We start from the raw sequence: 25384 nt of genomic DNA on the forward strand, positions 1-25384 counted from the left end.
ATGCCAATGCGTGCGTTGAAGATGGGCCTGGTGCTGATGTTGTGGCTGTTCGCCGTCAGCGCCCGGGCCGAGTTGACCTTCCCGGCGCTGACCGGGCGGGTGGTGGACGATGCGCAGATGATCGAGCCGGCGGTGCGCGCGCAGTTGAGCCAGCAGTTGCAGGCTCACGAGCAGGCGACCGGCGAGCAGCTTGTGGTCGTGACCTTGCCGAACCTGCAAGGCGCCACCATCGAGGATTACGGCGTCGAACTCGGCCGGCACTGGGGCATCGGCCAGAAGGACAAGAACAACGGCGCCTTGCTGATCGTCGCCCGGGACGAGCGCAAGTTGCGCATCGAAGTCGGCTACGGGCTGGAAGATCGCCTGACCGATGCCCAGAGTTCGGTGATCATCCATCAGGTGATCACGCCGGCGTTCAAGGCCGGCAATTACAGCAAAGGCATCAGCGACGGCGTGGCGGCGATGCTGGTGGTGCTGGGCGGCAATCCGCTGGACGAACCTTCCACGGTGTACGAATCGTCCGGCGATCCTTCGGACGACTTTGTCTCGCGGCATCCGGGAATTTTCGTATTTCTGGTGATGTTGTTCATCCTGACTGTTTTTGTCTGCCAGATGCTCGGTATCCTTCCCGCCGGCCGGGGCGGCTCCGGAGGAGGGGGCGGCTTCGGTGGCGGTGGATTCGGCGGCGGCGGTGGAGGCGGGGGCTTCAGCGGCGGCGGTGGCAGTTTCGGCGGGGGCGGGTCCTCCGGCGGCTGGTGATAACAATAACGAGCAGGCACTTCACGACATGGCATTACTGACTGAACACGAACAACGCAAGGTCGCCGAGGCCATCGCCCGGGTCGAGCGCGACACCGACGCCGAACTGGTGACGGTGCTCGCGGCCCGCGCTGATGATTACGCGTACATTCCGTTGCTGTGGGCCAGCCTGCTGGCGCTGGTGGTGCCGGGGGTCCTGCATTACCTGACCGGCTGGCTGACCATGCACAGTCTGTTGCTGGTGCAGTGGATCAGTTTTGTCGTGCTGTGCCTGGTGTTTCGTCTGCCCAAAGTCACCACTCACCTGATTCCACGTCATGTCCGGCACTGGCGCGCCTCGAACCTGGCGCGGCGGCAGTTTCTCGAACAGAACCTGCATCACACGGTGGGCAGCACCGGCATGCTGATCTTTGTCTGCGAGGCGGAGCGGTACGTGGAGATTCTGGTGGACGAAGGGATTTCCAGACGGCTGGACGACAAGAGCTGGGATGCGATTGTCGCGGCGTTTACCGAGCAGGTGCGCCAGGGGCAGACGTTACAGGGGTTCGTGACCTGCATCGAGGCGTGCGGCGAATTGCTCAAGGTGCATGTGCCGGTGACGCAGGTGAGGAATGAGTTGCCGAATCGGTTGGTGGTGTTGGGATAAGCCGTTCGGGAAATTAGCCGTGCCCTCGAACGCCATCCCCCCTAAACTAGCGGCCATTCCCGATTTGCCCGTCCGAGGCCGTTTTCTGCATGTCTGCCACCGCCGTTTCCACCCCCGACCACCACGCCCGGTTCATCGAGCTGCTGCAAACCAGCCTCGAACAGAACGGCTTCATCAAACTGGTGCTGGCCAAGTACGTCGGCGAAGAAGCGGACCTGCAGCGGATCATCATCAAACCGGTGACGGTCAAGGCGCAGCCGAACCTGTCGTTCGTGTATCGCTACAAGACCCGCGACATCACCAAGAACCTGCCGCTGGACGAGGCGGTGGCGACGATTGCCGGGCTGCTGCCGACGGCGTTCAAGAATGCGCATTTGCTCACGTTGACCGACGAAGCCCAGCTCGAATACAGCAAAAAGGGCAAGAGCTCGCTGTTCATGAGCAAACCCCAGCAATTGCGTGAAGTGCCGTCCGCCGAGCACAACCGCGAGAAAAACCGCTTCCTTGAGTTGAGCCGTCCGTTCCTCAAGGATCTGGGCGTGACCAATGCGCAACACGAGCTGATCCCGGCGATGTCGCGCAAGTGGAAACAGATCAACAAGTTCATCGAAGTCTTCAGCCATGCGCTGACGTCCTCGCCGCTGGCCCTGGACAAACCGGTGCGGGTGGCGGATTTCGGTTCGGGCAAGGGTTACCTGACGTTCGCCATTCATGACTATTTGCGCAACACGCTGAAGGCCGAGGGCGAAGTCACCGGTGTCGAATTGCGCGAAGAGATGGTCAAGCTGTGCAACACCGCCGCGCAGAAACTCGACCACCCGGGGCTGGTGTTCAAATGCGGCGATGTGCGCAGCGTGGCGCCGAGCGAGCTGGAAGTGATGATCGCCCTGCATGCCTGCGACATCGCCACCGACTACGCGATCCACACCGGCATCCGTTCCGGCGCAGCGATCATCATGTGCTCGCCGTGCTGCCACAAACAGATTCGCCTGCAAATCCAGAGCCCGGCGCTGCTCAAGCCGATGCTGCAATACGGTTTGCATCTGGGGCAGCAGGCGGAAATGGTCACCGACAGCCTGCGTGCGCTGTTCCTCGAAGCCTGCGGTTACGAGACCAAAGTGTTCGAGTTCATCTCGCTGGAACACACCAACAAGAACAAGATGATCCTCGCCGTGAAGCGCGCCGAGCCGGTGGACCCGACTCAACTGCTGGTGAAAATCCAGGAACTCAAGGCGTTCTACCAGATCAGCGAGCACTGCCTGGAAACCCTGCTGCTCGCCGATGGCCTGCTGCCGCTCAAGGCTTGAGCTGAACCCCGGCCGGTAACGTGCCCGGTTGCGCCGGGCGCACCGAGGTCTTGCGCCCGAGCATCACCGTCGCGATCACCCCGCAGGCGAATAGCCAGGTGATCGGTTCCACATGTTCCCCGAAGAACAGCGCGGAAAACGCGATGGTGAAGAAGATCTGCAACAGCTGGATCTGACTGACCCGGGCAATGCCGCCCATGGCCAGCCCGGCGTACCAGGCGAAGAAACCCAGGAACTGCGAAAACAGCGCGACGTAACCGAAGGCCCACCAGGTTTTCGTCGACACCGCGCCCTGATGCTGAATCGCCAGATACAGCACCGGGCCGATCAGCAACGGCGTCGACAGCACCAGCGCCCAGCAGATCACCTGCCAGCCGCCCATTTCCCGTGCCAGGCGTCCGCCCTCGGCATAACCCAGACCGCCCACTGCAATCGCACCCAGCATCAGCAAATCACCGGCCTGAATGCTGCCGGCGCCGGTGTACAACGCGTAACCCAGCACCAGCGCACTGCCCAACGCGGCGCAGGCCCAGAAGGCTTTCGACGGTCGCTCATGGGACAGCCACGCGGCGTACAGCGCCACGCACAGTGGCTGCAAACCGTTGACCAGCGCACCGTGGGACGCCGGTAGCGTTTGCATGGCCCACGCCGACAGCACCGGGAAACCGAGAATCACCCCGGCGATCACCAGGCTCAGGCCTTTGACCTGTTGCCAGGTCGGCCACTTTTCCTGTCGCCACAACAGCAGCAATGCCGCCGGAATTGCCGCGAACAACGCCCGGCCCAGGCCATTGAGCAACGGGTGCAGTTCCTGCACCACGATGCGGGTGAAGGGCAGGGTGAGGCTGAAGATCACAACGCCGAGCAGGCCCAGGGCCATGCCGGTGTTTTCGCGCGAAGACATGATGGCAACCAGATTCGAAGGTGGCAGGGAGGTGCATTCATCTAGCCACAAACCACGGCAACCGGGCTGTTACAGCTGAGCGCAGAGTTATCCATACAGTTTGCAAACGCCATCGCGGTCCTTGGACTACTTTGAATACTCCTGTGCATTCACCAGAGGAGTCCTGTCCATGGCCGCGAAAAAGATTCTGATGCTGGTCGGCGATTACGTCGAAGACTACGAAGTGATGGTGCCGTTCCAGGCCCTGCAAATGGTCGGGCACACCGTGCACGCCGTGTGCCCCGACAAAGCCGCCGGGAAGACCGTGCGCACAGCGATTCATGATTTCGAAGGCGATCAGACTTACAGCGAAAAGCCCGGTCACCAGTTCGCCCTGAACTTCGATTTCGCCAAGGTCGATGCCAAGGATTACGACGCACTGCTGGTGCCCGGTGGTCGTGCGCCGGAATACCTGCGGCTGAACGAAAAAGTCCTGGAACTGGTGAGGGCTTTCGACAAGGCCGGCAAGCCGATTGCTGCCGTCTGTCACGGTGCTCAACTGCTGGCGGCGGCGGGGATTCTCGAAGGACGCGAGTGCAGCGCCTATCCGGCCTGTGCCCCGGAAGTACGGCTGGCCGGCGGCACTTACATCGATATCCCGGTCACGGACGGCCATGTCCAGGGCAATCTGGCCACCGCTCCAGCGTGGCCCGCGCATCCGAAATGGCTGGCCGGGTTCCTGGGGTTGCTCGGGACTAAAATCACCCTGTGACCCATCGCTAAGGAGACGCAGCATGTCCGGATGGTATGAGTTGAGCAAAAGCAGCAACGGCCAGTTCAGGTTCGTGCTGAAAGCGGCGAATGCCGAAACCATTCTGACCAGCGAGTTGTACACCTCTCACAGTGCCGCCGAAAACGGTATCGCGGCGGTGCAGGGCAACAGTCCGCTGGATGAGCGCTACGAGAAGAAAACGACGAAGGACGGCCATCCCTACTTCAACCTGAAAGCGGCCAATCACCAGATCATCGGCAGCAGCGAGTCTTATTCGTCGGAGGCGGCGTGCGCCAAAGGCATTGCTGCCGTAAAGACCAATGGACCGACCAAGGTGATCAAGGACAAAACCCTGCCGGTACTTTGAATCCAGCACAAAACCTGTGGGAGCGAGCTTGCTCGCGATGACGGTTCATCAGTCGACATCTTTGTCGGATCTGATGGCCTCATCGTCGGATCGCCGCCCGGAGCAAGCTCGCTCCCACAGGGTTGGTGTTTACCTTGAAATCAGCTCAGGGTTTTGAGTATGGCCTGCAACTGGTTGCGCCCGGCCTCGCCCAACGGGAACACCGGCAGGCGTGGATCACCCACTTCCAGCCCGGTGTCACGCAGCCCGGCCTTGATCGTCGCCGGCAAACCACCGTTGAGGATGAAATCCAGCAGCGGCAACTGGCGGTAGAACAATTCCCGCGCCTTGCCCAGATCCCCCGCCAGCGTGGCTTCGTACAAGTCCAGGTTGAGTTGCGGGATCAGGTTCGGCGCCGCCGTGCACCAACCCTTGGCACCGGCCGCGAAGGCTTCCAGCGCCAGCGGGTTGCAGCCGTTGTAGAACGGCACCCGGCCTTCGCCGAGCAGTTGCAGCTTGTGCATGCGCTGGATGTCGCCGGTACTCTCCTTGACCATGGTCACGTTTTCCACGCCGTTGACGATGCGCAGAATCAGTTCCACCGACATGTCGGTGCCGCTGGTGGCCGGGTTGTTGTAGAGCATGATCGGCACGCCGATGCTGTCACCGATGGCGCGGTAATGCGCAAGGATCTCTGCTTCGGTGAGCTTCCAGTAGGACGCCGGCAGCACCATCACCACGTCGGCACCGTGGGCTTCGGCAAAACGTGCGCGACGCACGGCTTTGGCGGTGGTCAGGTCGGACACGCTGACCACGGTCGGCACCCGTTTGGCCACGTGTTTGATGCTGAACTCGGCGACCTGGTCCCATTCCGCATCGCTCAGGTAGGCGCCTTCGCCGGTGCTGCCCAGTGGCGCGATGGCGTGAACGCCGCCGGCGATCAGCCGGTCGATCGAACGGCCCAGGGCCGGCAGATCAAGACCTTCGCCATTGGCGCCGAACGGGGTGATGGTGTAGCCGATGATGCCGTGAATGTTGGACATGAGAGTGCTCCGCAAGGATGAAGTGTTCAGTTCAGGCAATCGGCGTGCTGGCGCAGGTTCTGCCGGGCGTAGTAGTTGAAGGCTGCGGCGTGGCGTTTGGGTTTCGAGACCCAGTCATGGGCCTCGCGACCGAGTTCGGGGATGATCGGTTTGATCGTCCCGGCGGCCATGGCCAGCAATTGCAGTTTGGCGGCGCGTTCGATCAATTGCGCGATGACACAGGCTTCCTCGATGGTCGTGCCGGTGGACAGCTGACCGTGGTGGGAAAGCAGGATCGCCCGTTTGTCGCCCAACGCCCCGGCAATCAACTCGCCTTCTTCGTTGCCGACAGGGACGCCCGGCCAGCCTTCAAGAAACGCGCAGTCGTCGTACAGCGGGCACAAGTCCATGTGGGAAATCTGCAACGGTACTTCCAGCATCGATAGCGCGGCAATGTGCGTCGGGTGGGTGTGGATGATGCAGTTCACGTCCGGCCGGGCGCGGTACACCCAACTGTGGAAACGGTTGGCCGGGTTGGCCATGCCGTGGCCTTCGAGCACTTCCAGGTCTTCGTTGACCAGCAGCAGATTGCTCGCGGTGATTTCATCGAACCCCAGCCCCAGTTGCTGCGTGTAGTAAGTGCCCGGCTGCGGGCCACGGGCGGTAATCTGCCCGGCCAGGCCCGAATCGTGACCGTTCTCGAAGAGGATCCGGCAGGTCAGGGCCAGCTTTTGCCGGTCCGTCCACGTATTATCCGCCAGGCTTTTTTGCATCTGGGTCAGCGCTTGCTTGACCAGTTCGTCTTTGGGTAGTGCTAATGTCTTCGCCATATCCGTGTCCTGTGGTGGTTGCCATGGATGACACTTAAGAGGCTATATGACACTTTGTGTCATTGGCAAGGACAAATCGTCTTTCCTTTGCTGGAATAATCGCTTCGCATGTCTATCCGTTTGAAATTATTGAGAAAAAAACTTGGCGTAACCCTTGAGGCACTGGCCGAGAAATCCGGCATGACCAAGAGTTACCTGTCGAAAGTCGAGCGCGGGTTGAACACGCCGTCGATTGCCGCTGCGTTGAAACTGGCGAAAGCGCTGAATGTGAAGGTCGAGGAGCTGTTTTCGGAAGACAACGTCAGCCTCGACAGCTACAGCCTGGTGCGCAGTCACGAACGCCAGTCACTGGCGGCCAACGATCACAGCCCCGGTTACGCGGTGCTGGCCCATCAGGTCAGCGAGCGCAGCCTGCTGCCGTTCATCATCTATCCGCCGACTGAATTCACCGACAAGACCTTCAAGGAACATCTGGGCGAGGAGTTTCTGTTCGTCCATGAAGGCCGGGTCGAAGTCGACTTCATGAACGAACGGGTCCTGCTGGAGCGGGGCGACGCGCTGCACTTCAATGCGCAGAAACCGCACCGGATACGCTCGGTGGGCGAGGAGCAGGCACAACTGCTGGTGGTCGTGCATAGCAGCGAAGAGTGATCAGACCTCGACCGGCACCGACAGCTTCGGATTACCCAGCGCGTGGCTCTTGGAATCAAAGAACCGCAACTCGGCGCCCGTGTCCTCGAATACCTTCGCGTAATGCCGCTTCTGGTGCTGGATGAACGCCGCGCTGCGCGGGTAGATCGAGATCGCCACGGTCTTCGGTTTCGCCAGTCGCAGGGCACGCACGATGTGACTGTCCTGCTCGCCCATGGCATGGCCGAAGATGCACAGGTTGTCGCCATGCTCCAGTAACTGGTCGTAGCAGAACGACAGATAATCGGAGCTGCGGATGGTCTTGAGCTTGTCCGCGCTCGGCCCTTCGTTGACGAACAGCGGCACGTCGTCGAGGGTCTTGAGGGTGTTGTTGATCGCGAAACTGCCGAGCAGCGTGCCTTCGGTGGCGGTCAGTTTGCGGGCGCTGCCGTCCTGGTTGCGTACCAGATGCAGGCCGCCGTGCAGGTACAGCAGACGCGGTTTTTCAGTGTGGCTTTCGCACAGATCGAAGCTGGCGTCGGGGCCGTTGAACAGGTCGTCGATGGCCTCGCCCTGATGTTGCAGGGCCCAGTAGTTGAGCAGGTCGTAATTGGTGGTGAACACCGTGCGATAACTGGCCAGTTCGTGGTTCAGGATCGTCAGGGTCGACGCTTCGACCAGTCGCCACGGAATGTGCAAGTCGTGGACGGCGTTGATCAGCGCCTCCTTGATTGCGTAGTAGCGATTGCGCGGCGCGGCCGAGCTGACGGCCAGTGCCTTGTTGACCCGGCTGGTGGTTTTCAGCGCGCCGAGCACTTGCTCGAAACTGCGCGTCTGCATGGCGTCGAACACGCTCAGTTCCGACGGGCTCAACGGTTTTTCTTCCACCGTGCGGGCGTTTTCGAACAGCGAGTCGTAGCCGAAATCGTCCCATACCGCGCGGCTGGCGCCGTTGCCCACCAGCAAACCGCGAAAGTCGGTGGTGGCGCGTAACGCGTTCCAGTCTTCGAGGGTGGCGTCGACATCCAGAAAATCGGTCATTGCAGGGCACGTCTCAAAACAAGGGGCAGATGGGCGGCGACTTTATCACGAGCGGGCATTGAGCCAGATCAACATCCGCCGTGACCGATCGGTCGATCCTGTATGCATCCGCCGGATCGCAGGAGTCGATCCGGCCCCTGTCAGGAGACGCGCCATGAGCAGCACCTTTTTCATTCCCGCCGTAAACATCATGGGCAGCGGCTGCCTCGACGAAGCCATGAATGCCATCCGCAACTACGGTTTTCGCAAGGCGCTGATCGTTACCGACGCGGGCCTGGCCAAGGCTGGCGTGGCGACCATGATCGCCGAGAAACTGGCGATGCAGGACATCGATTCGGTGATCTTCGACGGCGCCAAACCCAACCCGAGCATCGCCAATGTCGAGGCCGGGCTGGCGCTGCTCAACGACAGCCGCTGTGATTTCGTCGTGTCACTCGGCGGCGGCTCGCCCCACGACTGCGCCAAGGGTATCGCCCTGTGCGCGACCAACGGCGGGCAGATCCGTGACTACGAAGGCGTCGATCAATCGGCCAGGCCGCAATTGCCGCTGATCGCCATCAACACCACCGCCGGCACCGCCAGCGAGATGACCCGGTTCTGCATCATCACCGACGAAACCCGCCACGTGAAAATGGCCATCGTCGACCGTAATGTCACGCCGCTGCTGTCGGTCAACGACCCGGCGCTGATGGTCGCCATGCCGAAAAGCCTGACCGCCGCCACCGGCATGGACGCGCTGACCCATGCGATCGAAGCCTATGTGTCCACCGCCGCCAACCCGATTACCGACGCGTGCGCGCTGAAGGCGATGACCCTGATCAGCAACAATCTGCGTCTGGCGGTACGCGACGGCAGCGATCTGGCGGCGCGGGAAAACATGGCATACGCGCAGTTCCTCGCCGGCATGGCGTTCAACAATGCCTCGCTCGGTTACGTGCATGCGATGGCGCACCAGCTGGGCGGTTTCTACGATCTGCCTCATGGGGTGTGCAACGCGGTGTTGTTGCCCCATGTGCAGATGTTCAACGCGCTGGTCTGCGCCGATCGTCTCACCGATGTGGCCCACGCCATGGGTGCCGACATTCGTGGTTTCAGCCCGGAGGAGGGCGCAAAAGCCGCGATTGACGCCATCCGCTGCCTGGCCAAAGACGTCGACATCCCCGGCGGCTTGCGTGACCTCGGTGCCAAATGCACCGACATTCCGGTACTCGCTGCCAATGCCCTGAAAGACGCCTGCGGTTTCACCAACCCGCGGGCGGCGGATCAGCGGCAGATCGAGGAGATTTTCCGCAGCGCGTTTTAAGCGGACTGGCGCTCGGGCGTGAACCTCGTGCAGAGCACCGCGCCCGCCGCCAGTACGCAACACAACAGCGACAGCGGCCACGCGTGTGGACCGGCCAGCAGGCTGGCCACCGCGCCGATCAATGCGGCCATCAATTGATGAATGAAACCGCTCAGGGCCATCGCGTAAGCGCCGGCAATCGGCGCTCCATCGTTGGCCCGTGACAGGCTGATCGGATAGTTCAGCGACTGGCCGAACACGGCGACGCAGTAAGGCAGCCAAAGCAGCCAGGCAACGGAACTGGCCAACAGGCTGCCAGCCAGCATCACCCCGCTGCCGGCCATCACCAGGCCCACACCCAACGCCATCAACCGATGCTGACCGGTACGCAGCACAAAGCGATTGACCGCCAGCGCCCCCAGAAAATACGCCGCACTGATCGGCCAGCCCAGCAACCCGTATTCGGTCGTCGACCAACCGAACGGGCCTTGCAGAATCAACGGCGCAGCACTGTTGAACGTGATGATCACGCCATAACCCAGACCGCCCGCGAGCGCCGGCAGAATAAACGCCCGGTGGGTCAGAATCCTTCCGTATACCGCCCAGGGTGAAGCGGTTGTGGGCGTCTCGACGAGTTTCGGGAAATTCAGGCGCGAGACAATCGCGGCCATCAACAGGCTGACCGCACCCAGCAGATAGAAGATCGCCTGCCAGCCCAGCGTCACCTGAATCAGCGAGCCGGCGTATTGCCCGATCCCCAGAGCAACAACAAACGAAATCGAAATCCAGGACAGCGCCTTCGCCAGCAGATCGCCCCGGAAACTGTCACGGATCAGCACCCGCGCCATCACTGAAATGCCACTGGCGCCGATCCCTTGAAGCAGTCGCAACAGCAGGAACGACTCCAGCGTCGAACCCAGCGGCAGCGCCAGATTCGCCAGCCCGTAAATCCCCAGCGCCGCCAGCAGCACCGGTTTGCGCCCGATGCGCTGCGCCAGGCTGCCCCAGAACAGCATGGGCAATGCCATGCCGATCAGGTACAGCGACAAACCCCAGGCCACCTGCGTTGCATCGACGTGCAAGTGCCCGGCGATCTGCGGCAACGCCGGCAGGTAAATGCTCATGCCCAGTTGGGCGAGGAACACGGTGGAGCAGGTGATGAGCAGGATGAGTCCGGGGTTCATGAGTCGTCCGTGAAGGTTCAGCGGTCGCGATGGCCGCTGTGAGTCAGTAACAGTCCGGTGATCAAATCACAGAATTGGTGGATCAGTGTCGATTCCATGTCGGCACGCAGGGTCACACGGATCGCGGCTTTACCTTGAGCCACCACCGGGAAGAACACGGCGCTGGTGAAAAAGCCGTGTTCGGCCAGTTCAATGGCGATGCGAGTGGCCAGGGCAGCCTCGCCGCAGTTGATCAAACGGATGGCCATGGGGCTGCCGTGCTGTTCGGTGCACAACAGGCTGTCGAACAGGCGAATATTGGCCTGGAGCCGAATCTGCAACGCGCGCAGCTCTGCACTGCGATGCAGCTGGATCGAGGCCAGGCCCGCACCGATGGCCGCGCAATTGAGGCTTTGCGACCAGTTGCTCGGCCCGCCGTAACGCTGGATCAGTTTCCGCTGCCGCTCATGGCCGAGCATCACCAGACCGCCGCTGGCCCCGAACGATTTGGCCAGTGACGCGACGATCAGACAGTCCTCATCCAGCGCCGGCATTCTTGGCCGTACAAGACCGGCGCCGTTGCTGCCGACCGCCGACAACGCGTGGGAGTCGTCCAGATAAAGGAACAGGCCATAGCGTTCTTTCAGGTACAGCAGACCGTCCAGATTGGCCACGCCACCCATGCTGTAGGCACCGTCGGCAATATAGGCGACCGTTGCGTGGCGCTGGCACACCGATTCGAGAAAATCCATGTCGTTGTGGGGGCAGGTCAATACCTGGGTTTCGTCGGCGCAACTGGCCTTCAGGTGATTCATCGAATAGTGAGCCAGACGATCGAACACCATCACCGGTGGACGGCCCTGGGTAAACACACCACTGGCCAACAGCGGCAGAATCCCGGCACTCGCGGCGCTGCAGGACAGAGTGCTCAGACATACGGCGCCAAACAATTGCGACAGCTCGCTTTCGTATCGGTCGAGCAGCGCCAGTTTGCAGCGGTTTTTCGAATTGGCAACGCGCAGTGTGCCGGTTTCACGTAACGCCGCGATGGCGCCCTCCAGCAGGGCGGGATGGTGATCGAGACCCAGATAGGAAGTAGTGCAGAAGTGATGGAACCGGCGCCCGTGCTGATCGAGCAAATGGTTGCAGCCTTTGACTTCGACGTTGAGGGCGGCGATTTTTCCGGCTTCGGCGGCCTCCCAGTCGTGGTCGGCCAGCGCGATGACTTTGCGGTAGTTGGAGAAGGTGTTGGCGGATTCCGGCGAGTGATTCATAGGCAGCTCTCCTTGAGCATGGCAATCCATGGGGTGTTGCAATTTGTGTGTGTTGCCAGACTTTACAGAGAGCAATGCAGGGCCAGAATCGGCTGTATCCGATAGCGCTGAGGGCTGTAGGAGTTTTGTTTGTAGGGCGATGCCTCGCCGGGTTGTAAGGCGGTGAAATGCCCGACAACCCAGGTAGTGAAGGGCTTACCTTTGCCCTGTTATCCAACGGCGGTGGCGCTCTTTTCCAGCGCCGGGGAGAACTGGATCAGCACTACGCCCGCCATCAGCAACACCGCGCCGAATACCCGGGGCAACGTGAGTTGCTTCTCCAGCAGCCCGAACAACCCGAAGTGATCCAGCACCATCGAAGCCAGTACCTGTCCGGCCAGTGCCAGCGCGACAAACCCCGATGCCCCGAGTTTCGGCACCAGCACCACCGCCAGCGCCACAAAACACACCCCGAACGCGCCACCGGCCCACATCCACAGCGGCGCTTTGCCGATGAACGCCAGCGATGGCAACGGCAAGCGCAGCGCGGCAATCACCGGCAACAACACCAGCACGCTGACCAGCAATGACGCCAACGTCGCCCATAACGGATGGCCCAACCCTCGGGCCAGATTGGTATTGATTGCACTTTGAAACGGGACGACAGCCCCGGCCACTGCCGCCAGCAGCAACAGACCGGCCCACTGCAACGTACTCATGATCGTTCTCCAGCAAGGTTTTGCTGGACTCTAGGGTATTCGTCGCGCAGATTTAAATTCTGTTTTGTCATGCGGAACATGCATCAGATGAATGATCTTCGGCGTATCGATCTCAACCTGCTGGTGATCCTCGACGCCTTGCTCGGCGAGCAGCACGTCACCCGTGCGGCCGAGCGTCTGCACCTGAGTCAACCGGCAGTCAGTCATGCGTTGGCCCGATTGCGTGACTTGCTCGGTGATCCATTGCTGGTACGTGCCGGTTCGGGGCTGGTGCCTACCGCCCGGGCGCTGGAACTGGTTGCACCTCTGGCCGAGGCCCTGGCCCAGGTGCAATCGCTGCTGGCGCCGAACACCTTCGACCCGGCCAGCGCTCGTCGGACCTTTAGGCTTGCGATGTCGGACTATGGCGCGGCGATTATCCTGCCGGGTTTGATTCGCACGTTGCGCGCGGAGGCTCCGGGCATTGATCTGCAAATCAGCCACGCCAGTCGCGAAGGGATGGTTGAAGGTTTGCTCAACGGCGACATTGACCTCGCTGCCGGTGTGCTTCCGGAATTGCCCGGTGAGTTGTGCAGCACGCCGCTGTTCGAGGAGCGCTATGTCTGCCTGCTGGATCGTCAAAGCCTTCCCGCCGAAGGTGTTCTCGACCTGCCAACCTACCTTTCCCGACCCCACGTCCTGCTGGAAATGCGCGGCAGCGGCACGCCGGAAATCGAACGCACACTGACCGCCTTGCGCGAGCGGCGCCGCGTCGCCATCAGCCTGCCGCACTGGAGCGTCGCGCCGCAGTTCATCAGTGGCACGGATCTGATCCTGACCGTGGCCTCGCGGACGTTGAAGGATGTGGATGACGATTCGCTGATCGTCGTGCCACCGCCGTTTGAAATTGCGCCGTTCACGTTTGTGTCGGCATGGCACAAGCGGCGGGGCGGGGATCAGGCGTTGAACTGGTTGAATCGGCGGATCGGGGAGGGGATAGTGCGCGGCTGAAAAACATCAAGGAGCGGGGCGTGACAGTGAAGTCTGGGGTGGTGGGGTGTCTGGCGATTTGCGGGGCGCTGATGGCGGGGCAGGTGTGGGCTGATTGTGTGCCTGTGCCGGTGGTGAACCAGCGGGATTTTTCTGTTTGCAAGGATTGGCCGGCTTATCCCGGACTTACGCTGAATGCGGTTTCGAAGTTTGAGCCGGATCCGGAGTATGGCAAAACCGGTAATGTCGGCAGTTATGACCTTGGCTTATCGGTTACGACAGATGAGTCGAATTCGATTGCAAGCTATCACTTGCCCGCTGCATTCATGTCCGATGCCATCGCGTTGGAAAGCGTGGAATTCGATACGGCGCGTTACAAGCTCACTCCCGAGCTTCGGGCTTTTGGCGTTCGAGTGAGATTCAAGGGCTCCTCTCGCGTAAATCCTTTGGATCAAGTCCTGTTGTCGCTCTATGTGAAAGAGGGCGACAAGTTGCGTCCGGTGCTGGATCGACTGGTGATGTATGACTACGGTGGCGAATGGGATGGTGGGTGCGCGGGTGAGCGTTATTACACGGAACGCACCATTGAAATCGGTAAAACCAGTTCGCACGGTTACGTCGACCTGATTGTTAAATCCGTCTCTACCAGCCTTGTGGGCGAGGGGCCACCGGAGACTTGTGAATTGAAGACTACGGCCGATAAACCCGTATTGACCACACTTCGGTATGACGGCAAGTCTTACGTCCTGCCTCAAGGTTACAAAGGCTCGTGACTGACGCCTGCTTAACACGACTTATTTCAAGGAAGAACAATGCTCACTCCAACCCGACTTTTCATCGCCCTCGGTATTCTGGCCATCACCACTCAGGCCCACGCCGCCTGTGAGGTCAAGAAACTCGACGGCCATTCCCTGTCACGCTGCAAAGTGTGGCCGGCCTTCCCGGACAAGGCGATCTCGGCGAAGTCCACGTTCGTGCCGGATTCGGAAGGTGACCAGGACGGAGTATTTGATCTGGAACTGTCGCTGCTCAACGCTTCCGACGCCAAACCGCTGGCGACTTATGCCAAGCCCGGTGCCTACAACTCTGATGCCACCCGGTTCGACGACCTGAAGATCGATACCGCCCGTTACCGTCTCGCATCGGACGTTCGCGCCTTCGGGTTACGTTCGGATTTCTCTATCCATCTCTCCAGCGCCAACCCTTACTCGAGGACAGATTTGGCGCTGTACGTACGTGAAGGTGCCAAGTTGCGGCCGGTGCTTGAGGGGCTGGTCATTCGCAAGGTATTCGGCGAGGGTTCGGGGGAGTGTGAAAACAAGGACACGCAAATCCGCAGGACTGTGGAAATCGGCCCCTCCAGCCACAATGGATTTGCAGATTTGATCGTTTCTTCGAGTGGTTCGGTATCCACATCGACCCAGTCAGGAAAAGAGTGTGTTTCCAAAACCACCGACCTGAAAAACACCCAAATCACCCTGACCTACGACGGCAAGCAATACACCATCCCCGAAGACCTGCGAGGTTACTGACCGATGCTCACCGGCCTCAACCACCTGACCCTCGCCGTCAGCGACCTGGATCGCAGCCTTGCGTTCTATCGCGACGTCCTCAAGCTGCGGGTCGAGGCCACGTGGGATGCCGGTGCCTACCTGTCGCTCCCGGGCCTGTGGTTGTGCCTGTCGCTCGATGCGCAACGCCAATCCGAGCCCGCCGCCGACTACACCCACTACGCCTTCAGCCTCGGCGCAGCGGACTTTCCACGATTCGTGCAACAGCTTCGCGCTGCGAACGTGCAGGAATGGCGCGACAACCGCAGCGAAGGTGCATCGTTCTACTTTCTCGACCCGGACGGGCACAAGCTCGAAGCGCATGTCGGCGATCTGGCCTCGCGACTGGCCGCGTGTCGGCAAAAGCCCTACGCGGGGATGCGTTTTTTCAACGAGTCGTGAATATTCACAAACCGCTGGGATAGACTGGCGGCCACGTTTTCCGGCGCTTGCAGGTATTCCATGACTCCATCGTTGCTTATGGCCGTGCTGGCCTCGGGTTTCATCTACGGCATCACGCCGGGGCCGGGTGTGCTGGCGGTGTTCGGCATTGGCGCCGCGCGCGGTCGTCGGGCCGGGGCGGGATTCCTGTGCGGGCATCTGCTGGGCGATGTGATCTGGTGCAGCACCGCGCTGATCGCGATTGTCGGCGCCCGGGAAATCGGCAGCACCGCATTCGACGTGCTCGGCGTACTCAGCGGTCTGTACCTGTTCTGGCTCGGCTGGCGCGCGGTGCGGGCCAAGCGCAGCAACAGTGATCAGCCCCAGGGCGCGGCGCGTCAGCCGTTCTGGCACGGCATCCTGTTCGGCCTGACCAACCCCAAAGCCTACCCGGTGGCGGTGGCGACGTTCACCGCGCTGCTGTCGAGCCGCGCCGAACTGCTCAACTGGTCGATGCTGCCGATGCTGATTGCCCTGAGTTTCCTCGGCGGATTGCTCGCCTACGCTATTCTCATTGGCGTTGTCGGCGCCCGTCGGGTGCGCACGCTGTATCAGCGCCATGAACTGGCCATCACCCGGTTGTGCGGGGTAATGTTCATCGGTTTCGCCATCAATGCCCTGGTGCACGCGTTGCCGGGGCTGATGCCGAGCAAGACTTGAAGAAAATCGCTGGGACGCGAGGTCGAGGTCAGGGACGGTTGATCAGTGCTGCATTGCCCGGACACCCACGCTGAACCATGGAAAGCCGAAATTCTGCGCCATTGGCGAGTTACATCGATCTGTTGCTGGACGCCGTTTGCGCGGTCGACAAACAAGGTCGCTTCGTTTTTGTCAGCGCAGCCTGCGAGCGGATTCTCGGCTATACCCCTGACGAACTGATCGGCCAGTCGATGATCGACTACGTCTATCCCGCCGACCGTGAACGCACCCTGGCCGCCGCCAGCGACATCATGGGCGGCGAGCCCAAGCACAATTTCGAAAACCGCTACGTGCGCAAGGACGGCAGCCTTGTGCACATCCTCTGGTCGGCACGCTGGTCGGAAGTCGATCAATTGCGTATCGCCGTGGCCCGGGACATCACCGAGCGCAAACTGGCCGAGTCCCGTCAGGCCGCGTTGTATGCGATCTCCGAAGCGGCCCATGCGGCGGAAGATCTGCTGGCGCTGTTCAAGCGCATCCATACGATCATCGGCGAGTGGCTGCCGGCGCTGAATTTCTCCGTGGCGCTGTACGACGAACACTGCGCAAAACTGAATTTCCCCTACCACGTCGACGATGACGAGTTGCAACCGGAGCAACCCGGCACTGTGACCGGTCGCCTGTGCGCCGAGGTCATCCGCAGCGGCCAGCCGATCCTGCTGACTCCGGATTGCCCGCAGGCCCCGGCAGGCTTCGAAGCATTGGTGGCGGGGCAGCAATCACCGTGCTGGCTCGGTGTGCCGTTGAATTCAAAAAACGGCACCATCGGCGCCCTGATCGTCAAAAGCCTGCCCGGCGGCGAGCGCTACACCGAGCGCGACAAGGAACTGCTGCAATACGTCTGTGCCCAGGTCGCCACCGCCATCGAACGCCAGCAATTGCACGCCCGCCTGCGGCGCATGGCGCAATACGATCAATTGACCCAATTGCCCAATCGAGAATTGTTGCGTGATCGACTGAAGGCTGCGCTGGCCAGCGCTCGGGAAACCTCGGGGCACATGGCGCTGCTGTATGTCGATCTGGATCGCTTCAAACAGGTCAACGACACGTTCGGCCACGGCGTCGGTGACATGCTGCTGCAGACCGTGGCCAACCGCCTCAAGGGCTGCGTGCGCGAGACCGACACCGTGGCGCGCATCGGCGGCGACGAGTTCGTGGTGCTGCTGCACAGCGTCCACGCCCCGGACGATGCCGACAGCGTGGCGGAAAAAATCCGACAGGTGCTGGTGCAACCCATGCGTCTGGACGGGCACAACCTGCACATCGAGCCGAGCATCGGCGTTGCGCGTTTTCCCGAACATGGCCATCACGAGCAGCAACTGTTTCGCCACGCCGATCAGGCCATGTACGCCGCCAAACGGGAAAATCATCGGGCGCGTGATATCTGACTGGCGACCGCCGTTCGTCGCGGCAACGGCAACTTTTCTAAACCTTTGGGGGCTGGCGAATTCTCAATCCAGGCGGGCATCTGCTCGCTGACGATCAATACCAAGAGGAAGAGAATCATGCCTAACTCAAGAAACTCGAACTCGGGAAACTTTGCCAACGATCGAACGAAGGCCTCTGAAGCCGGTCGCAAGGGTGGGAAAACCACCACCACGACTGTCGATAAAGAACCTAAAACTGAAATGGGCCGCAAGCCCGCTCAGAAATCGAAGTAGTCGGCGAAGGTTGTTTTGATTGAGAGGCGGGGGCGCAAGCTCCCGCTTGAATTTGCCGAGAAGGAGGGCGCGACCATGAGCCGGATGGCCACCCGAGTACGCAACATCAGTTTTGTCACCCTGCTGGGCCTGAGTGCCGGCAGCGCATTTGCCCAGTCGCCCGCCGACTTCATCAACGAAGCCTCGGCCAAAGGCATGGCCGACATCGAGGCCAGCCGCCAGGCCCACAGCAAGGCCGAATCCAAAGAGGTCAAGGATTACACCATCGTGGTCATCAACGACCGCACCACGGCCAACCAGCATCTGGCGAAAATCGCCAAGAAACTTGATCTGCCCATCGCCCCCCGTGAAGAAATCGCCGACAAGGCCAAGGCGCTGATTCCGGAAGTGAAGGACGGCGCATCTTTCGATCAGGCCTATGCCGCCAGTCAGGTCAAAGCCACGGAAGAAGCCATCGAGCAGATCCAGCAGGAAGCCCAGACTACCGACGTGCCGGAGATCAAGGCTTTCGCCGATGAGACCCTGCCGAAACTGCAAAGCCATCTGGAAATGGCGCGGGCGCTGCAAGCCAGTCGCTGAAACCGGGTCAAACAAAAAACGGCGCTCAAGGCGCCGTTTTTTTGCTCAGCAGTCATTCAGGTCCTGCTTCGGTTTGCTCTTTTCACCCAACCCGTCAAGGTTGAAAACCTCGCCTTCACCCAATGCCCGGTAGTGTTTGCGCAACGCTTCAAGTTGTTTGAGATCCAGCGCCTCAAGCCCGAGCATCGCGTTCTGCGCTTCTTTGGTTACCAGCAACAACTCGTCGATCTTCAAATGCAGGATGTCGGTATCGCGGTTCTGGGTGTTCTGGATCAGGAACACCATCAGGAACGTGATGATCGTGGTCGAGGTGTTGATGATCAGCTGCCAGGTGTCATTGAAATGAAAAATCGGCCCGCTCAACCCCCACAACCCGATCAGAATCAAAGCCCCCATGAACGTCTTCGGACTGCCGGCCCAGAGTGCGAGCGTCTGGGAAATCTTTGCGAATTTCATGGCGGTGTTCCTTGTGGGGGGAGCTTGAAATTCAGACAGCGGGGGAGGGAGGAAAATTCTGCTTACAGTTTTCTGTTCTCTATGGAAGTCGCCGCAGGCCGTGATTCCGGCGATATCGGACGTAGGTAGGGGAAGGCAGATAAACACGTTCGTTGTATCGTGACGGCAGCCGCTTTTTCCACGTTTCGCCAAAACGTCCAAGACAGGAGAACGCAATGACCTGGTCCGCCAAACAATACGTCGCTTTCGAAGATGAACGCACCCGCCCGGCCCGTGACCTGCTGGCGGCGATTCCCACGCGGGAGGCGCGTTCAGTGGTCGATATCGGTTGTGGCCCCGGCAACTCGACCGAGCTGCTGGTGGAGCGTTTTCCGGGGGCGAAAGTGCAGGGGCTCGACAGTTCGCCTGACATGATCGATGCCGCGCGCAAGCGTCTGCCGCAGCTGCAGTTCGAGGTGGCGGACATTGATAAGTGGGCCGATGCAGGGCCGTTCGATGTGATTTTCGCCAACGCGGTGTTGCAGTGGGTGCCGGATCACGGGACGTTGTTGCCGGCGCTGGCGGGCAAGCTGGCGCAGGGTGGCAGTCTGGCGATTCAGATGCCGGACAACCTCAACGAGCCGTCCCATCGTTTGATGCGCGAGGTTGCTGCCAACGGGCCTTGGGCCAGCAAACTGGCCGGTGCGGCGGGGCAGCGGACCGAGATGGCGGATGCCAGCACCTATTTCTCGATGCTGCGTCCGCATTGCTCGCGGGTCGATGTGTGGCGCACCACCTATCACCATCAGTTGGCGGGCGGCGCTTCAGGCGTTGTCGAGTGGTTCAAGGGCAGCGGTTTGATTCCGTTCCTCAGCCCGCTGACGGAAGCCGAGCGGGCGGAGTATCTGGCGCACTATCTGGCGGAGGTTGCGAAGGCTTATCCGGCGCTGGCGGATGGGTCGGTGTTGTTGCCGTTTCCGCGGTTGTTCATCGTTGCCACATGTTGAAATGAAAAAGGGCCGATTGGATCGGCCCTTTCTTTTGCGGTCAGCGCTCTACCGCGACCAGCATCATCATCGGCCGCTCACGCTCTTCGGCGAGCGCCGGTTGTGCGGCCACCTCGGCATCGCTCGGGCCCCATTCGTTGACGTGTTGAATCGTGAATCCGGCGTCGATCAACGCGTTGAGTAGCGTGCCGACCGTGCGATGTTGCTTGATCACGCCGTCCGCCAGCCAGTTCGTAACCCGTTCGCCTTCCATCTGATAACTGTCCAGCGGCCAGCGCTTGTTGCCCTCGCTGTCGACCAGCCAGCCCGGATTGCGCGGCGCCATGAAGATCGGGTGCTCAATGGAAAACACGAAATGCGCACCGGGTTTCAGCGCCGCATGCAGCTTGGCGAACAGCCCCGAGAGATCCTTGATGTAGTGCAGGGCCAGCGAGCTGTAGGCCAGATCGAATGTGCACGTAGGCAAGTCGAGCTGTTCCAGGTCGGCACGTTCGTAGCGGACGTTCGCGGCCGAGGTGGTGTCCTTCGCTCGTTCGAGCATTTTCTCCGAGACATCCAGCCCCAGCACCTCGGCTGCACCTTGCTCGCTGGCCCAGCGGCAGAACCAGCTGTAGCCGCAGCCCAGATCCACTACCTGCAAGCCGTGCAGGGAGGGCAGCAAGGCTTTCAGCGCCGGCCATTCAGGCGCGGCATCGAGGCCGCCGATGGAGCGGTTCATCTGGCTGTAGCCCTGGAAAAATTCGGGGTCGTCGTAGATGTTCTGGGTCATGGTTTGGTGCTCGTCTGAATTTGATTCGGGTGGCTCAACGGCCACGATTTGAAGTCCCTCGAAACGTGATGGCGCGTATTCGTCGATGGCCGCGCAGGGGGAGGGTGGTGGGTGATGGGGAAATGCTAGCGGGTCGTGGCGAGTGTGAGAACTGAGGGAGTGTTGCGGATCTGTAAACGGGGTTTTTCGATTCGGGATGTTTAAAGAGATGGTCCTGTTTACTGATTCTTCCCACAAGGTTTTCAGGTTGTCCGTCGGAAGTGCGGGCTCTAGCCTGTGAAGGTCGCTGATGAATCGGCGATCGGGATTGGAACCCCGCGGCTTACCAAAAAAGCAAAAGCAGCTTTCATGACGTATGCTTGCCCGCCTTCATGGTGTGCACTCTGTTATGGCGGCTGTGCGCGAGAGACTTCGAGTCTGTCGGGCTTTTGGCTTTTTTCGCCCGGGTTCCAACTCGTGTACAGCTGCCACCTCTTCGATTGGAACCGAGTAGGTCAGCTCCACCTATCGACTAGAAAGAAGCCATTATGAAGAAGCCGACACCGAATCCCCCAGAAGTCGAAACCGACCCAACCTCCCCCTACACCTCAATCGACTCCAGAAAACTCAACGACGCCGCCAATCGCGCCCTCGATCACTACCTCTGCCCCGGCGCCCATGTCATGGGCACGACCAACCAGCCTGAACCGATGTTCCTCGCCAACCCGGCCTACAACACCGAATCCCTGCTCGCCAACGCCAGCGAATCCCTGGGCTCGGCCAGCGAAATGCTCAGCAACTTCGCCGCCGTGCTCGATCCGTCCCATCGCAAGACAGCACTGGGGATTGCGCAAGTCGTGATGCTGGGGGAATTGGCGGTGAATCAGGCGCTGGATCATGTTGAGGTGAAGAGCTGAATTGCAGCTGTTCTGGCAGGCATAAAAAAAACCGGTCATCGCGACCGGTTTTTTGGTTTCCGTATCCCTGGATGATTTCTGTCAGGAAACGCCCGAAAGCAAACTTTCGTAAGGAATTCGCAATCCATCGTGAAGGCGTTTGATCATCGACAGGCTCAATTTTCGTTTGCGGTTCAGTACTTCTGACACGCGTCCGCTGGTGCCAATGAAAGGCTCCAGGTCACGAGGAGTCAGGCCTTGCTGTTCCATGCGAAATTTAATTGCCTCAATCGGATCGGACGGCGGTATTGGGTAATGTTCTTCTTCGTACTTCTCGATGAGTAGCACGAGGATTTCCAGTTCATCACCTTCAGCCGAGCCGATCTCGGCTCCCCAGAGCTGTTCTACTCGTGTCAACGCCGCAGCCAGATCTTCCTGGCTACGAATTGGCTTGATGTTCATTACACGGTCTCCGCGTTGATCTGGTCATACTGGGCATGGGTGCCGACGAACCGGATGAAGCCAAGCTGCCGCTGGTAATCAATTGCCAGAATCACTCGATATTTGTTTCCACCGATATTGAAGACAACCCTTGCACCCTTGAGGATGCTGGCGGTTCTGAGCTCGGCCTTGATCTCTTGCGGCGTGCGGTAGAGTGCCTTTTCCATATGGCGATACCATTCAACCAGCGGGGTCTGGGAATCAAGATGAGCCGGATTGCTCTCCCAAAATTCCCGCAAGGTTGCTCTTGCAATTATCCGCATCCATGCCTCCTCCCGTTTTGGGAGATAGTAGTCTTCGCCTAACAGAGATGCAATCTCTGATATCCATTGAGCAAAGCGGGTGAGTCGCTTTGTCGTAAGCGTAGGGGCCCACGTTGAAGCATGTGATCTGAATTGTTTATCAAGGAATGACGGCCCTGAGGTTGCATCAAAAACATACATTAAAAAGCCGGTTATCAGGACCGGTTTCTCAATTTAGCTTCAACCTTGCTGCAACACCTTAAGCGCCGCCGAGGCCAGGAATCCGGAGCGGCTTTTCTCTTCCGGGTGGTGCAACACGTATTCATCAATACGGTTCAGCAGGTAGCCCGGCAATGTGATGTTGAGTTTCTGAGCTTTGCCCAGGTATTTGGTTACATCGATGTCCACCAAAGCCCACGTGCAGCCAGCGTATTTTGGATTGGCGGCATGCAGCGTGACCTTGTTGGCTGGCGGGATCGGCGAACCGTCCTCGGCCAGAATCTCGAAATGGCCTTCGATGGCTTCGCGAGCCATGGCCATTGCGTCGTCCAGATCATCTCCAGCGGAGAAGCAGCCCGGAATATCCGGCACCTCCACTCCCCAGGCATGTCCTTCGTCACCCACTGAAATCGCGATCGGGTAAAGCATGTGTCGTCCTCCACGGCGCAGTTGACCGAACGAGTCAAAGCAGCGCCTGTTGCAAAATGCTGATGGCCGTTTTCTTGAGCAGATCCTTCTTCGGGTGAGGCACTGTGACCAAACCAGGTTTGGTCGGATGCTTGAAGTGATGATGACTGCCCCTGATGCGCACCAGATACCAACCGTCTGCGACGAGCTGGCCAATTAGAAAACGGCTGTTCACAACACCTCCTTGTGGTGTGCTTGGTGGGTACTATACCCACGATTTTTTAACGATCAACACTATAACCACCGAGCGGTCATCGTCCTTTGATGAGGCTGGTGTTTACGAAGGAGTCTAGGTGGGGATGCTTCAGCGGGATGGGGAGTGTATTGCGGGCCGTTGCTGCGAAATGAAACGGGCACAAAAAACCGGTCATCAAGACCGGTTGGATTTGGGTGGGGTACTACTGCGGCACAGCGAACACTGCGCTGGCACGGGCAACCATTCGATCACCGACATGCAACCCGACAGTGGCAAACGCAAGCTGCCGTCCTTTCTTGGAGTGCTCAACGCGTACCTCGAGCCACTCATTGATCTGCACTGCGCTTAGATAGTCCAGGGTCATGCTCGCCGTGATCAATGGCAGGGGAGGGTCGCTGGAGAATGCCATGGCGTAACCCATGCCGACATCCGCCAATGTCGCCAATACACCGCCATGCAACGTGCCCCGTCCATTGGCATGTCGTGAATCTGTCCGCAGACCGATTTCAAGTTGCAAGCCGCTGCCTCTGGTATAGATCGGGCCAAGCAAGTCGAGTAGCGGGCTGCTGCGAGTCAGCGGAGTGAAGCCCTCGGGAATAGCAGTGTCGTTCATGGTCAATCCCTGTGCCGGTCGGTTACCAGCTTCTTTGGCCTGAATACGGAGCGTTGCTTATGAGGGTTTAAACCTGGCTTCGCCGTCAGAGAAGGATCATACGTATGCGGAATTTGCAGCGATAAGCTGATCACGATGGAGCCGACGGTAACGATCTTTGGATTTACCGATGAAAACTCAAACCCCAGACACAAAAAAACCGGCCATCAAGGCCGGTTTTTTCTGTTTGCGTATCCCTCGTCAAACCACGACGCAGGACATGAATTCGATTGGAGCGGGTGAAGGGAATCGAACCCTCGTTATCAGCTTGGGAAGCTGGAGTAATGCCATTATACGACACCCGCTCAGAGCGGCTGACTTTGTACCAGACTCGGCCACGGATTTGAAGTTTTCTTTGCGTGTGGCGAGTGGAAAAGCCTGAATCAGAGCCGGATCGGTCAATCGCGGGCAAGCGCTGCGGGCTGGAGGACGGCTTTATCTCAGACCCGCAGGCTCGCTCGCGACGACGCTGTTTCAAACGGCCAATGCATGGTGATCCTGAGTAAACGGGTGACGCGTTCGGCTGATGGGCTGCTGTGCAGGTTTCAGGAAACCGAGCAAGGCGTTCTGGCTGTCCCGGCAAGCGGATTTGTGTTCCATGTCGAGGAAGTGCCCGGTGGCTTGCAGGGTGGTGAAGGTGCTTTGCGCCACGTGGTTGCCGAACAGCCGGGCGTCTTCGGCGGCGGTGTATTCGTCCCATTCGCCATTCATGAACAGCACCGGCACGTTGATCTTTTTCGCTGCGTTCAGATAGCACTGGCGATCACTGTTCAGCACGTTGCTGATGTGAAAGTGCATCTGCCCGTATTCGTGCTCGGCGAGGCTGCTGACGTGGCGATAGTTGAAGCGCTTGAACAGCGACGGCAGGTGCTTGCCGATGGTGTTGTTGACCAGATGGCCGACCCGGTCGCCGTCGCGTTTGCCGAGGCATTCGACGCCGCGCTCCAGGTAGTCGAGCATGTGCGCGTTGACCACCGGAGAGAACGAGCTGATCACGGCTTTTTCGATGCGCCGGGGCTGGTGCGCGAGAGCGACCATGGTCGCGGCGCCGCCCCAGGAAAACGACAGCACATGTTCGGCGGCGAAGTGGTCGATCAGTTCCAGCAGGATCAGACCTTCGACTTCTTTCGTCAGATGTTTCTCGTGGCGATTGTGGATTTTCGACCTGCCCGCGTAGGGCTGGTCGTAGCAAACCACGTTGAATTGCGGGTGCAGATTTTTCACGGTCTGTGCAAACGACGCAGTCGTGGCCATCGAGCCGTTGACCAGAATAATGGTCTTTTCCGCGGCGTCTGCGCGATAGAACTCCGTGTAAACCCGATACTGACCCTGTATATCCAGCACAGCGATTTCTGGCCTCATGTCATAAGACTCCTGGCAAGCGGGTATGCGCGCAAATAGAGATTGCACGAGCTTTGTGACAGGTAGGCATACGCCTGGAATTTGGGAGCCCATGTCGATCCGGAAC

32 protein-coding genes and 1 tRNA gene are annotated in these 25384 nt (G+C 59.9%); 17 read left to right on the forward strand and 16 right to left on the reverse strand.

Translation table 11 applies throughout. The features are described from left to right. The first annotated feature begins 6 nt into the window (after window positions 1–6). The 3 genes from CAG02_RS09640 (at window position 7) to CAG02_RS09650 (ending at window position 2712) form a co-directional block, all read left to right on the forward strand. Window positions 7–759, forward strand: coding sequence for a YgcG family protein (locus tag CAG02_RS09640; RefSeq protein WP_085741052.1), 753 nt, complete (start codon window positions 7–9; stop codon window positions 757–759). A 28-nt stretch (window positions 760–787) separates the two neighbouring features. Further along, window positions 788–1405: a TPM domain-containing protein gene (locus CAG02_RS09645; protein ID WP_085710191.1), complete on the forward strand. Its 618-nt coding sequence runs from the start codon at window positions 788–790 to the stop codon at window positions 1403–1405. An 89-nt stretch (window positions 1406–1494) separates the two neighbouring features. After that, window positions 1495–2712 (forward strand): SAM-dependent methyltransferase, encoded by a 1218-nt coding sequence (locus tag CAG02_RS09650; RefSeq protein ID WP_085710192.1) that lies wholly within the window; start codon window positions 1495–1497, stop codon window positions 2710–2712. On the opposite strand, the gene CAG02_RS09655 is transcribed toward CAG02_RS09650, so the two are convergent. Continuing rightward, a complete protein-coding gene (locus CAG02_RS09655) occupies window positions 2702–3616 on the reverse strand; it encodes a DMT family transporter (RefSeq protein WP_085710193.1) in 915 nt (304 codons plus the stop codon). The genes CAG02_RS09650 and CAG02_RS09655 overlap by 11 nt on opposite strands. A gap of 169 nt (window positions 3617–3785) precedes the next feature. Here CAG02_RS09655 and CAG02_RS09660 point away from each other — a divergent pair, with 169 nt between their 5' ends. After that, window positions 3786–4367 (forward strand): DJ-1/PfpI family protein, encoded by a 582-nt coding sequence (locus CAG02_RS09660; RefSeq protein ID WP_007957909.1) that lies wholly within the window; start codon window positions 3786–3788, stop codon window positions 4365–4367. Between the two features lie 22 nt (window positions 4368–4389). Continuing rightward, window positions 4390–4734: a YegP family protein gene (locus CAG02_RS09665; RefSeq protein WP_085710194.1), complete on the forward strand. Its 345-nt coding sequence runs from the start codon at window positions 4390–4392 to the stop codon at window positions 4732–4734. A gap of 140 nt (window positions 4735–4874) precedes the next feature. On the opposite strand, the gene CAG02_RS09670 is transcribed toward CAG02_RS09665, so the two are convergent. Both CAG02_RS09670 and CAG02_RS09675 read right to left on the reverse strand, forming a co-directional pair. Further along, a complete protein-coding gene (locus CAG02_RS09670; RefSeq protein ID WP_085710195.1) occupies window positions 4875–5756 on the reverse strand; it encodes a dihydrodipicolinate synthase family protein in 882 nt (293 codons plus the stop codon). Between the two features lie 26 nt (window positions 5757–5782). Next, window positions 5783–6565: an aldolase gene (locus CAG02_RS09675; RefSeq protein WP_007957912.1), complete on the reverse strand. Its 783-nt coding sequence runs from the start codon at window positions 6563–6565 to the stop codon at window positions 5783–5785. A gap of 108 nt (window positions 6566–6673) precedes the next feature. Here CAG02_RS09675 and CAG02_RS09680 point away from each other — a divergent pair, with 108 nt between their 5' ends. Beyond that, window positions 6674–7216 carry a helix-turn-helix domain-containing protein gene (locus CAG02_RS09680; RefSeq protein WP_085710196.1) on the forward strand — a complete coding sequence of 181 codons (543 nt, stop codon included), beginning with the start codon at window positions 6674–6676 and terminating at the stop codon, window positions 7214–7216. Here the strand turns inward: CAG02_RS09680 and CAG02_RS09685 are convergent, their stop codons facing one another. Further along, a complete protein-coding gene (locus CAG02_RS09685; protein WP_085710197.1) occupies window positions 7217–8236 on the reverse strand; it encodes a DUF4917 family protein in 1020 nt (339 codons plus the stop codon). A gap of 154 nt (window positions 8237–8390) precedes the next feature. Between CAG02_RS09685 and yiaY the strand changes: the two genes are divergently transcribed. Next, entirely contained in the window at window positions 8391–9539 is a 1149-nt protein-coding gene (yiaY, locus tag CAG02_RS09690) for an L-threonine dehydrogenase (RefSeq protein WP_085710198.1), read from the forward strand. Here yiaY and CAG02_RS09695 read toward each other — a convergent pair. From CAG02_RS09695 to CAG02_RS09705, 3 genes are all read right to left on the reverse strand, one after another. Further along, window positions 9536–10702, reverse strand: a complete 1167-nt coding sequence (locus CAG02_RS09695; RefSeq protein WP_085710199.1) for an MFS transporter — start codon at window positions 10700–10702, stop codon at window positions 9536–9538. The two genes, yiaY and CAG02_RS09695, sit on opposite strands and share 4 nt — an antisense overlap. Before the next feature lie 17 nt (window positions 10703–10719). Further along, entirely contained in the window at window positions 10720–11955 is a 1236-nt protein-coding gene (locus CAG02_RS09700; protein ID WP_085710200.1) for an aminotransferase class I/II-fold pyridoxal phosphate-dependent enzyme, read from the reverse strand. Between the two features lie 209 nt (window positions 11956–12164). After that, window positions 12165–12653, reverse strand: coding sequence for a DMT family transporter (locus CAG02_RS09705; RefSeq protein ID WP_085710201.1), 489 nt, complete (start codon window positions 12651–12653; stop codon window positions 12165–12167). Between the two features lie 78 nt (window positions 12654–12731). On the opposite strand from CAG02_RS09705, the gene CAG02_RS09710 reads away from it, so the two are divergent. The 8 genes from CAG02_RS09710 (at window position 12732) to CAG02_RS09745 (ending at window position 18552) form a co-directional block, all read left to right on the forward strand. Further along, window positions 12732–13643: a LysR family transcriptional regulator gene (locus tag CAG02_RS09710; protein WP_170931582.1), complete on the forward strand. Its 912-nt coding sequence runs from the start codon at window positions 12732–12734 to the stop codon at window positions 13641–13643. A 20-nt stretch (window positions 13644–13663) separates the two neighbouring features. Then, window positions 13664–14395 (forward strand): hypothetical protein, encoded by a 732-nt coding sequence (locus tag CAG02_RS09715; protein WP_085710203.1) that lies wholly within the window; start codon window positions 13664–13666, stop codon window positions 14393–14395. Window positions 14396–14434: 39 nt separating this feature from the next. Then, window positions 14435–15154 carry a hypothetical protein gene (locus CAG02_RS09720; RefSeq protein WP_085710204.1) on the forward strand — a complete coding sequence of 240 codons (720 nt, stop codon included), beginning with the start codon at window positions 14435–14437 and terminating at the stop codon, window positions 15152–15154. A gap of 3 nt (window positions 15155–15157) precedes the next feature. Beyond that, entirely contained in the window at window positions 15158–15574 is a 417-nt protein-coding gene (gene fos, locus CAG02_RS09725; RefSeq protein ID WP_085710205.1) for a fosfomycin resistance glutathione transferase, read from the forward strand. Window positions 15575–15634: 60 nt separating this feature from the next. Further along, window positions 15635–16273, forward strand: coding sequence for a LysE family translocator (locus CAG02_RS09730; RefSeq protein ID WP_085710206.1), 639 nt, complete (start codon window positions 15635–15637; stop codon window positions 16271–16273). 77 nt (window positions 16274–16350) lie between these two features. Then, window positions 16351–17700, forward strand: a complete 1350-nt coding sequence (locus CAG02_RS09735; protein WP_085710207.1) for a bifunctional diguanylate cyclase/phosphodiesterase — start codon at window positions 16351–16353, stop codon at window positions 17698–17700. 117 nt (window positions 17701–17817) lie between these two features. Continuing rightward, window positions 17818–17973: a KGG domain-containing protein gene (locus CAG02_RS09740; protein WP_082302357.1), complete on the forward strand. Its 156-nt coding sequence runs from the start codon at window positions 17818–17820 to the stop codon at window positions 17971–17973. A gap of 75 nt (window positions 17974–18048) precedes the next feature. Continuing rightward, a complete protein-coding gene (locus CAG02_RS09745; protein WP_085710208.1) occupies window positions 18049–18552 on the forward strand; it encodes a DUF4142 domain-containing protein in 504 nt (167 codons plus the stop codon). A gap of 45 nt (window positions 18553–18597) precedes the next feature. Here the strand turns inward: CAG02_RS09745 and CAG02_RS09750 are convergent, their stop codons facing one another. Further along, on the reverse strand, window positions 18598–19008 hold the full coding sequence (locus CAG02_RS09750; RefSeq protein ID WP_085710209.1) for a low affinity iron permease family protein: 411 nt from the start codon (window positions 19006–19008) through the stop codon (window positions 18598–18600). Window positions 19009–19223: 215 nt separating this feature from the next. On the opposite strand from CAG02_RS09750, the gene tam reads away from it, so the two are divergent. Further along, window positions 19224–19994, forward strand: a complete 771-nt coding sequence (tam, locus tag CAG02_RS09755) for a trans-aconitate 2-methyltransferase (RefSeq protein ID WP_085710210.1) — start codon at window positions 19224–19226, stop codon at window positions 19992–19994. A gap of 40 nt (window positions 19995–20034) precedes the next feature. On the opposite strand, the gene CAG02_RS09760 is transcribed toward tam, so the two are convergent. Beyond that, entirely contained in the window at window positions 20035–20763 is a 729-nt protein-coding gene (locus tag CAG02_RS09760) for a bifunctional 2-polyprenyl-6-hydroxyphenol methylase/3-demethylubiquinol 3-O-methyltransferase UbiG (RefSeq protein WP_085710211.1), read from the reverse strand. Window positions 20764–21290: 527 nt separating this feature from the next. Between CAG02_RS09760 and CAG02_RS09765 the strand changes: the two genes are divergently transcribed. After that, on the forward strand, window positions 21291–21659 hold the full coding sequence (locus tag CAG02_RS09765; RefSeq protein WP_085710212.1) for a DUF6124 family protein: 369 nt from the start codon (window positions 21291–21293) through the stop codon (window positions 21657–21659). Between the two features lie 81 nt (window positions 21660–21740). On the opposite strand, the gene CAG02_RS09770 is transcribed toward CAG02_RS09765, so the two are convergent. The 7 genes from CAG02_RS09770 to CAG02_RS09800 all read right to left on the reverse strand — a co-directional run bounded on the left by CAG02_RS09770 (window position 21741) and on the right by CAG02_RS09800 (window position 25278). Next, entirely contained in the window at window positions 21741–22100 is a 360-nt protein-coding gene (locus tag CAG02_RS09770) for a type II toxin-antitoxin system HigA family antitoxin (protein ID WP_065257616.1), read from the reverse strand. After that, complete coding sequence (locus tag CAG02_RS09775) at window positions 22100–22402, reverse strand: type II toxin-antitoxin system HigB family toxin (protein WP_085683209.1); 303 nt, start codon at window positions 22400–22402, stop codon at window positions 22100–22102. The genes CAG02_RS09770 and CAG02_RS09775 overlap by 1 nt, the downstream gene beginning before the upstream one ends. A 219-nt stretch (window positions 22403–22621) precedes the next feature. Next, window positions 22622–23029 carry a type II toxin-antitoxin system HicB family antitoxin gene (locus tag CAG02_RS09780; protein ID WP_085710213.1) on the reverse strand — a complete coding sequence of 136 codons (408 nt, stop codon included), beginning with the start codon at window positions 23027–23029 and terminating at the stop codon, window positions 22622–22624. A 34-nt stretch (window positions 23030–23063) separates the two neighbouring features. Then, complete coding sequence (locus CAG02_RS09785; RefSeq protein ID WP_085710214.1) at window positions 23064–23243, reverse strand: type II toxin-antitoxin system HicA family toxin; 180 nt, start codon at window positions 23241–23243, stop codon at window positions 23064–23066. A 223-nt stretch (window positions 23244–23466) separates the two neighbouring features. Then, entirely contained in the window at window positions 23467–23877 is a 411-nt protein-coding gene (locus tag CAG02_RS09790) for a PaaI family thioesterase (protein WP_039772722.1), read from the reverse strand. 270 nt (window positions 23878–24147) lie between these two features. Next, window positions 24148–24221, reverse strand: a tRNA-Gly gene (locus tag CAG02_RS09795). Between the two features lie 169 nt (window positions 24222–24390). Next, window positions 24391–25278 (reverse strand): alpha/beta fold hydrolase, encoded by an 888-nt coding sequence (locus tag CAG02_RS09800; RefSeq protein ID WP_085710215.1) that lies wholly within the window; start codon window positions 25276–25278, stop codon window positions 24391–24393. Window positions 25279–25384 lie beyond the last annotated feature (106 nt).

It is taken from the genome of Pseudomonas sp. R43(2017), assembly GCF_002112345.1.
Taxonomy (GTDB): domain Bacteria; phylum Pseudomonadota; class Gammaproteobacteria; order Pseudomonadales; family Pseudomonadaceae; genus Aquipseudomonas; species Aquipseudomonas kribbensis.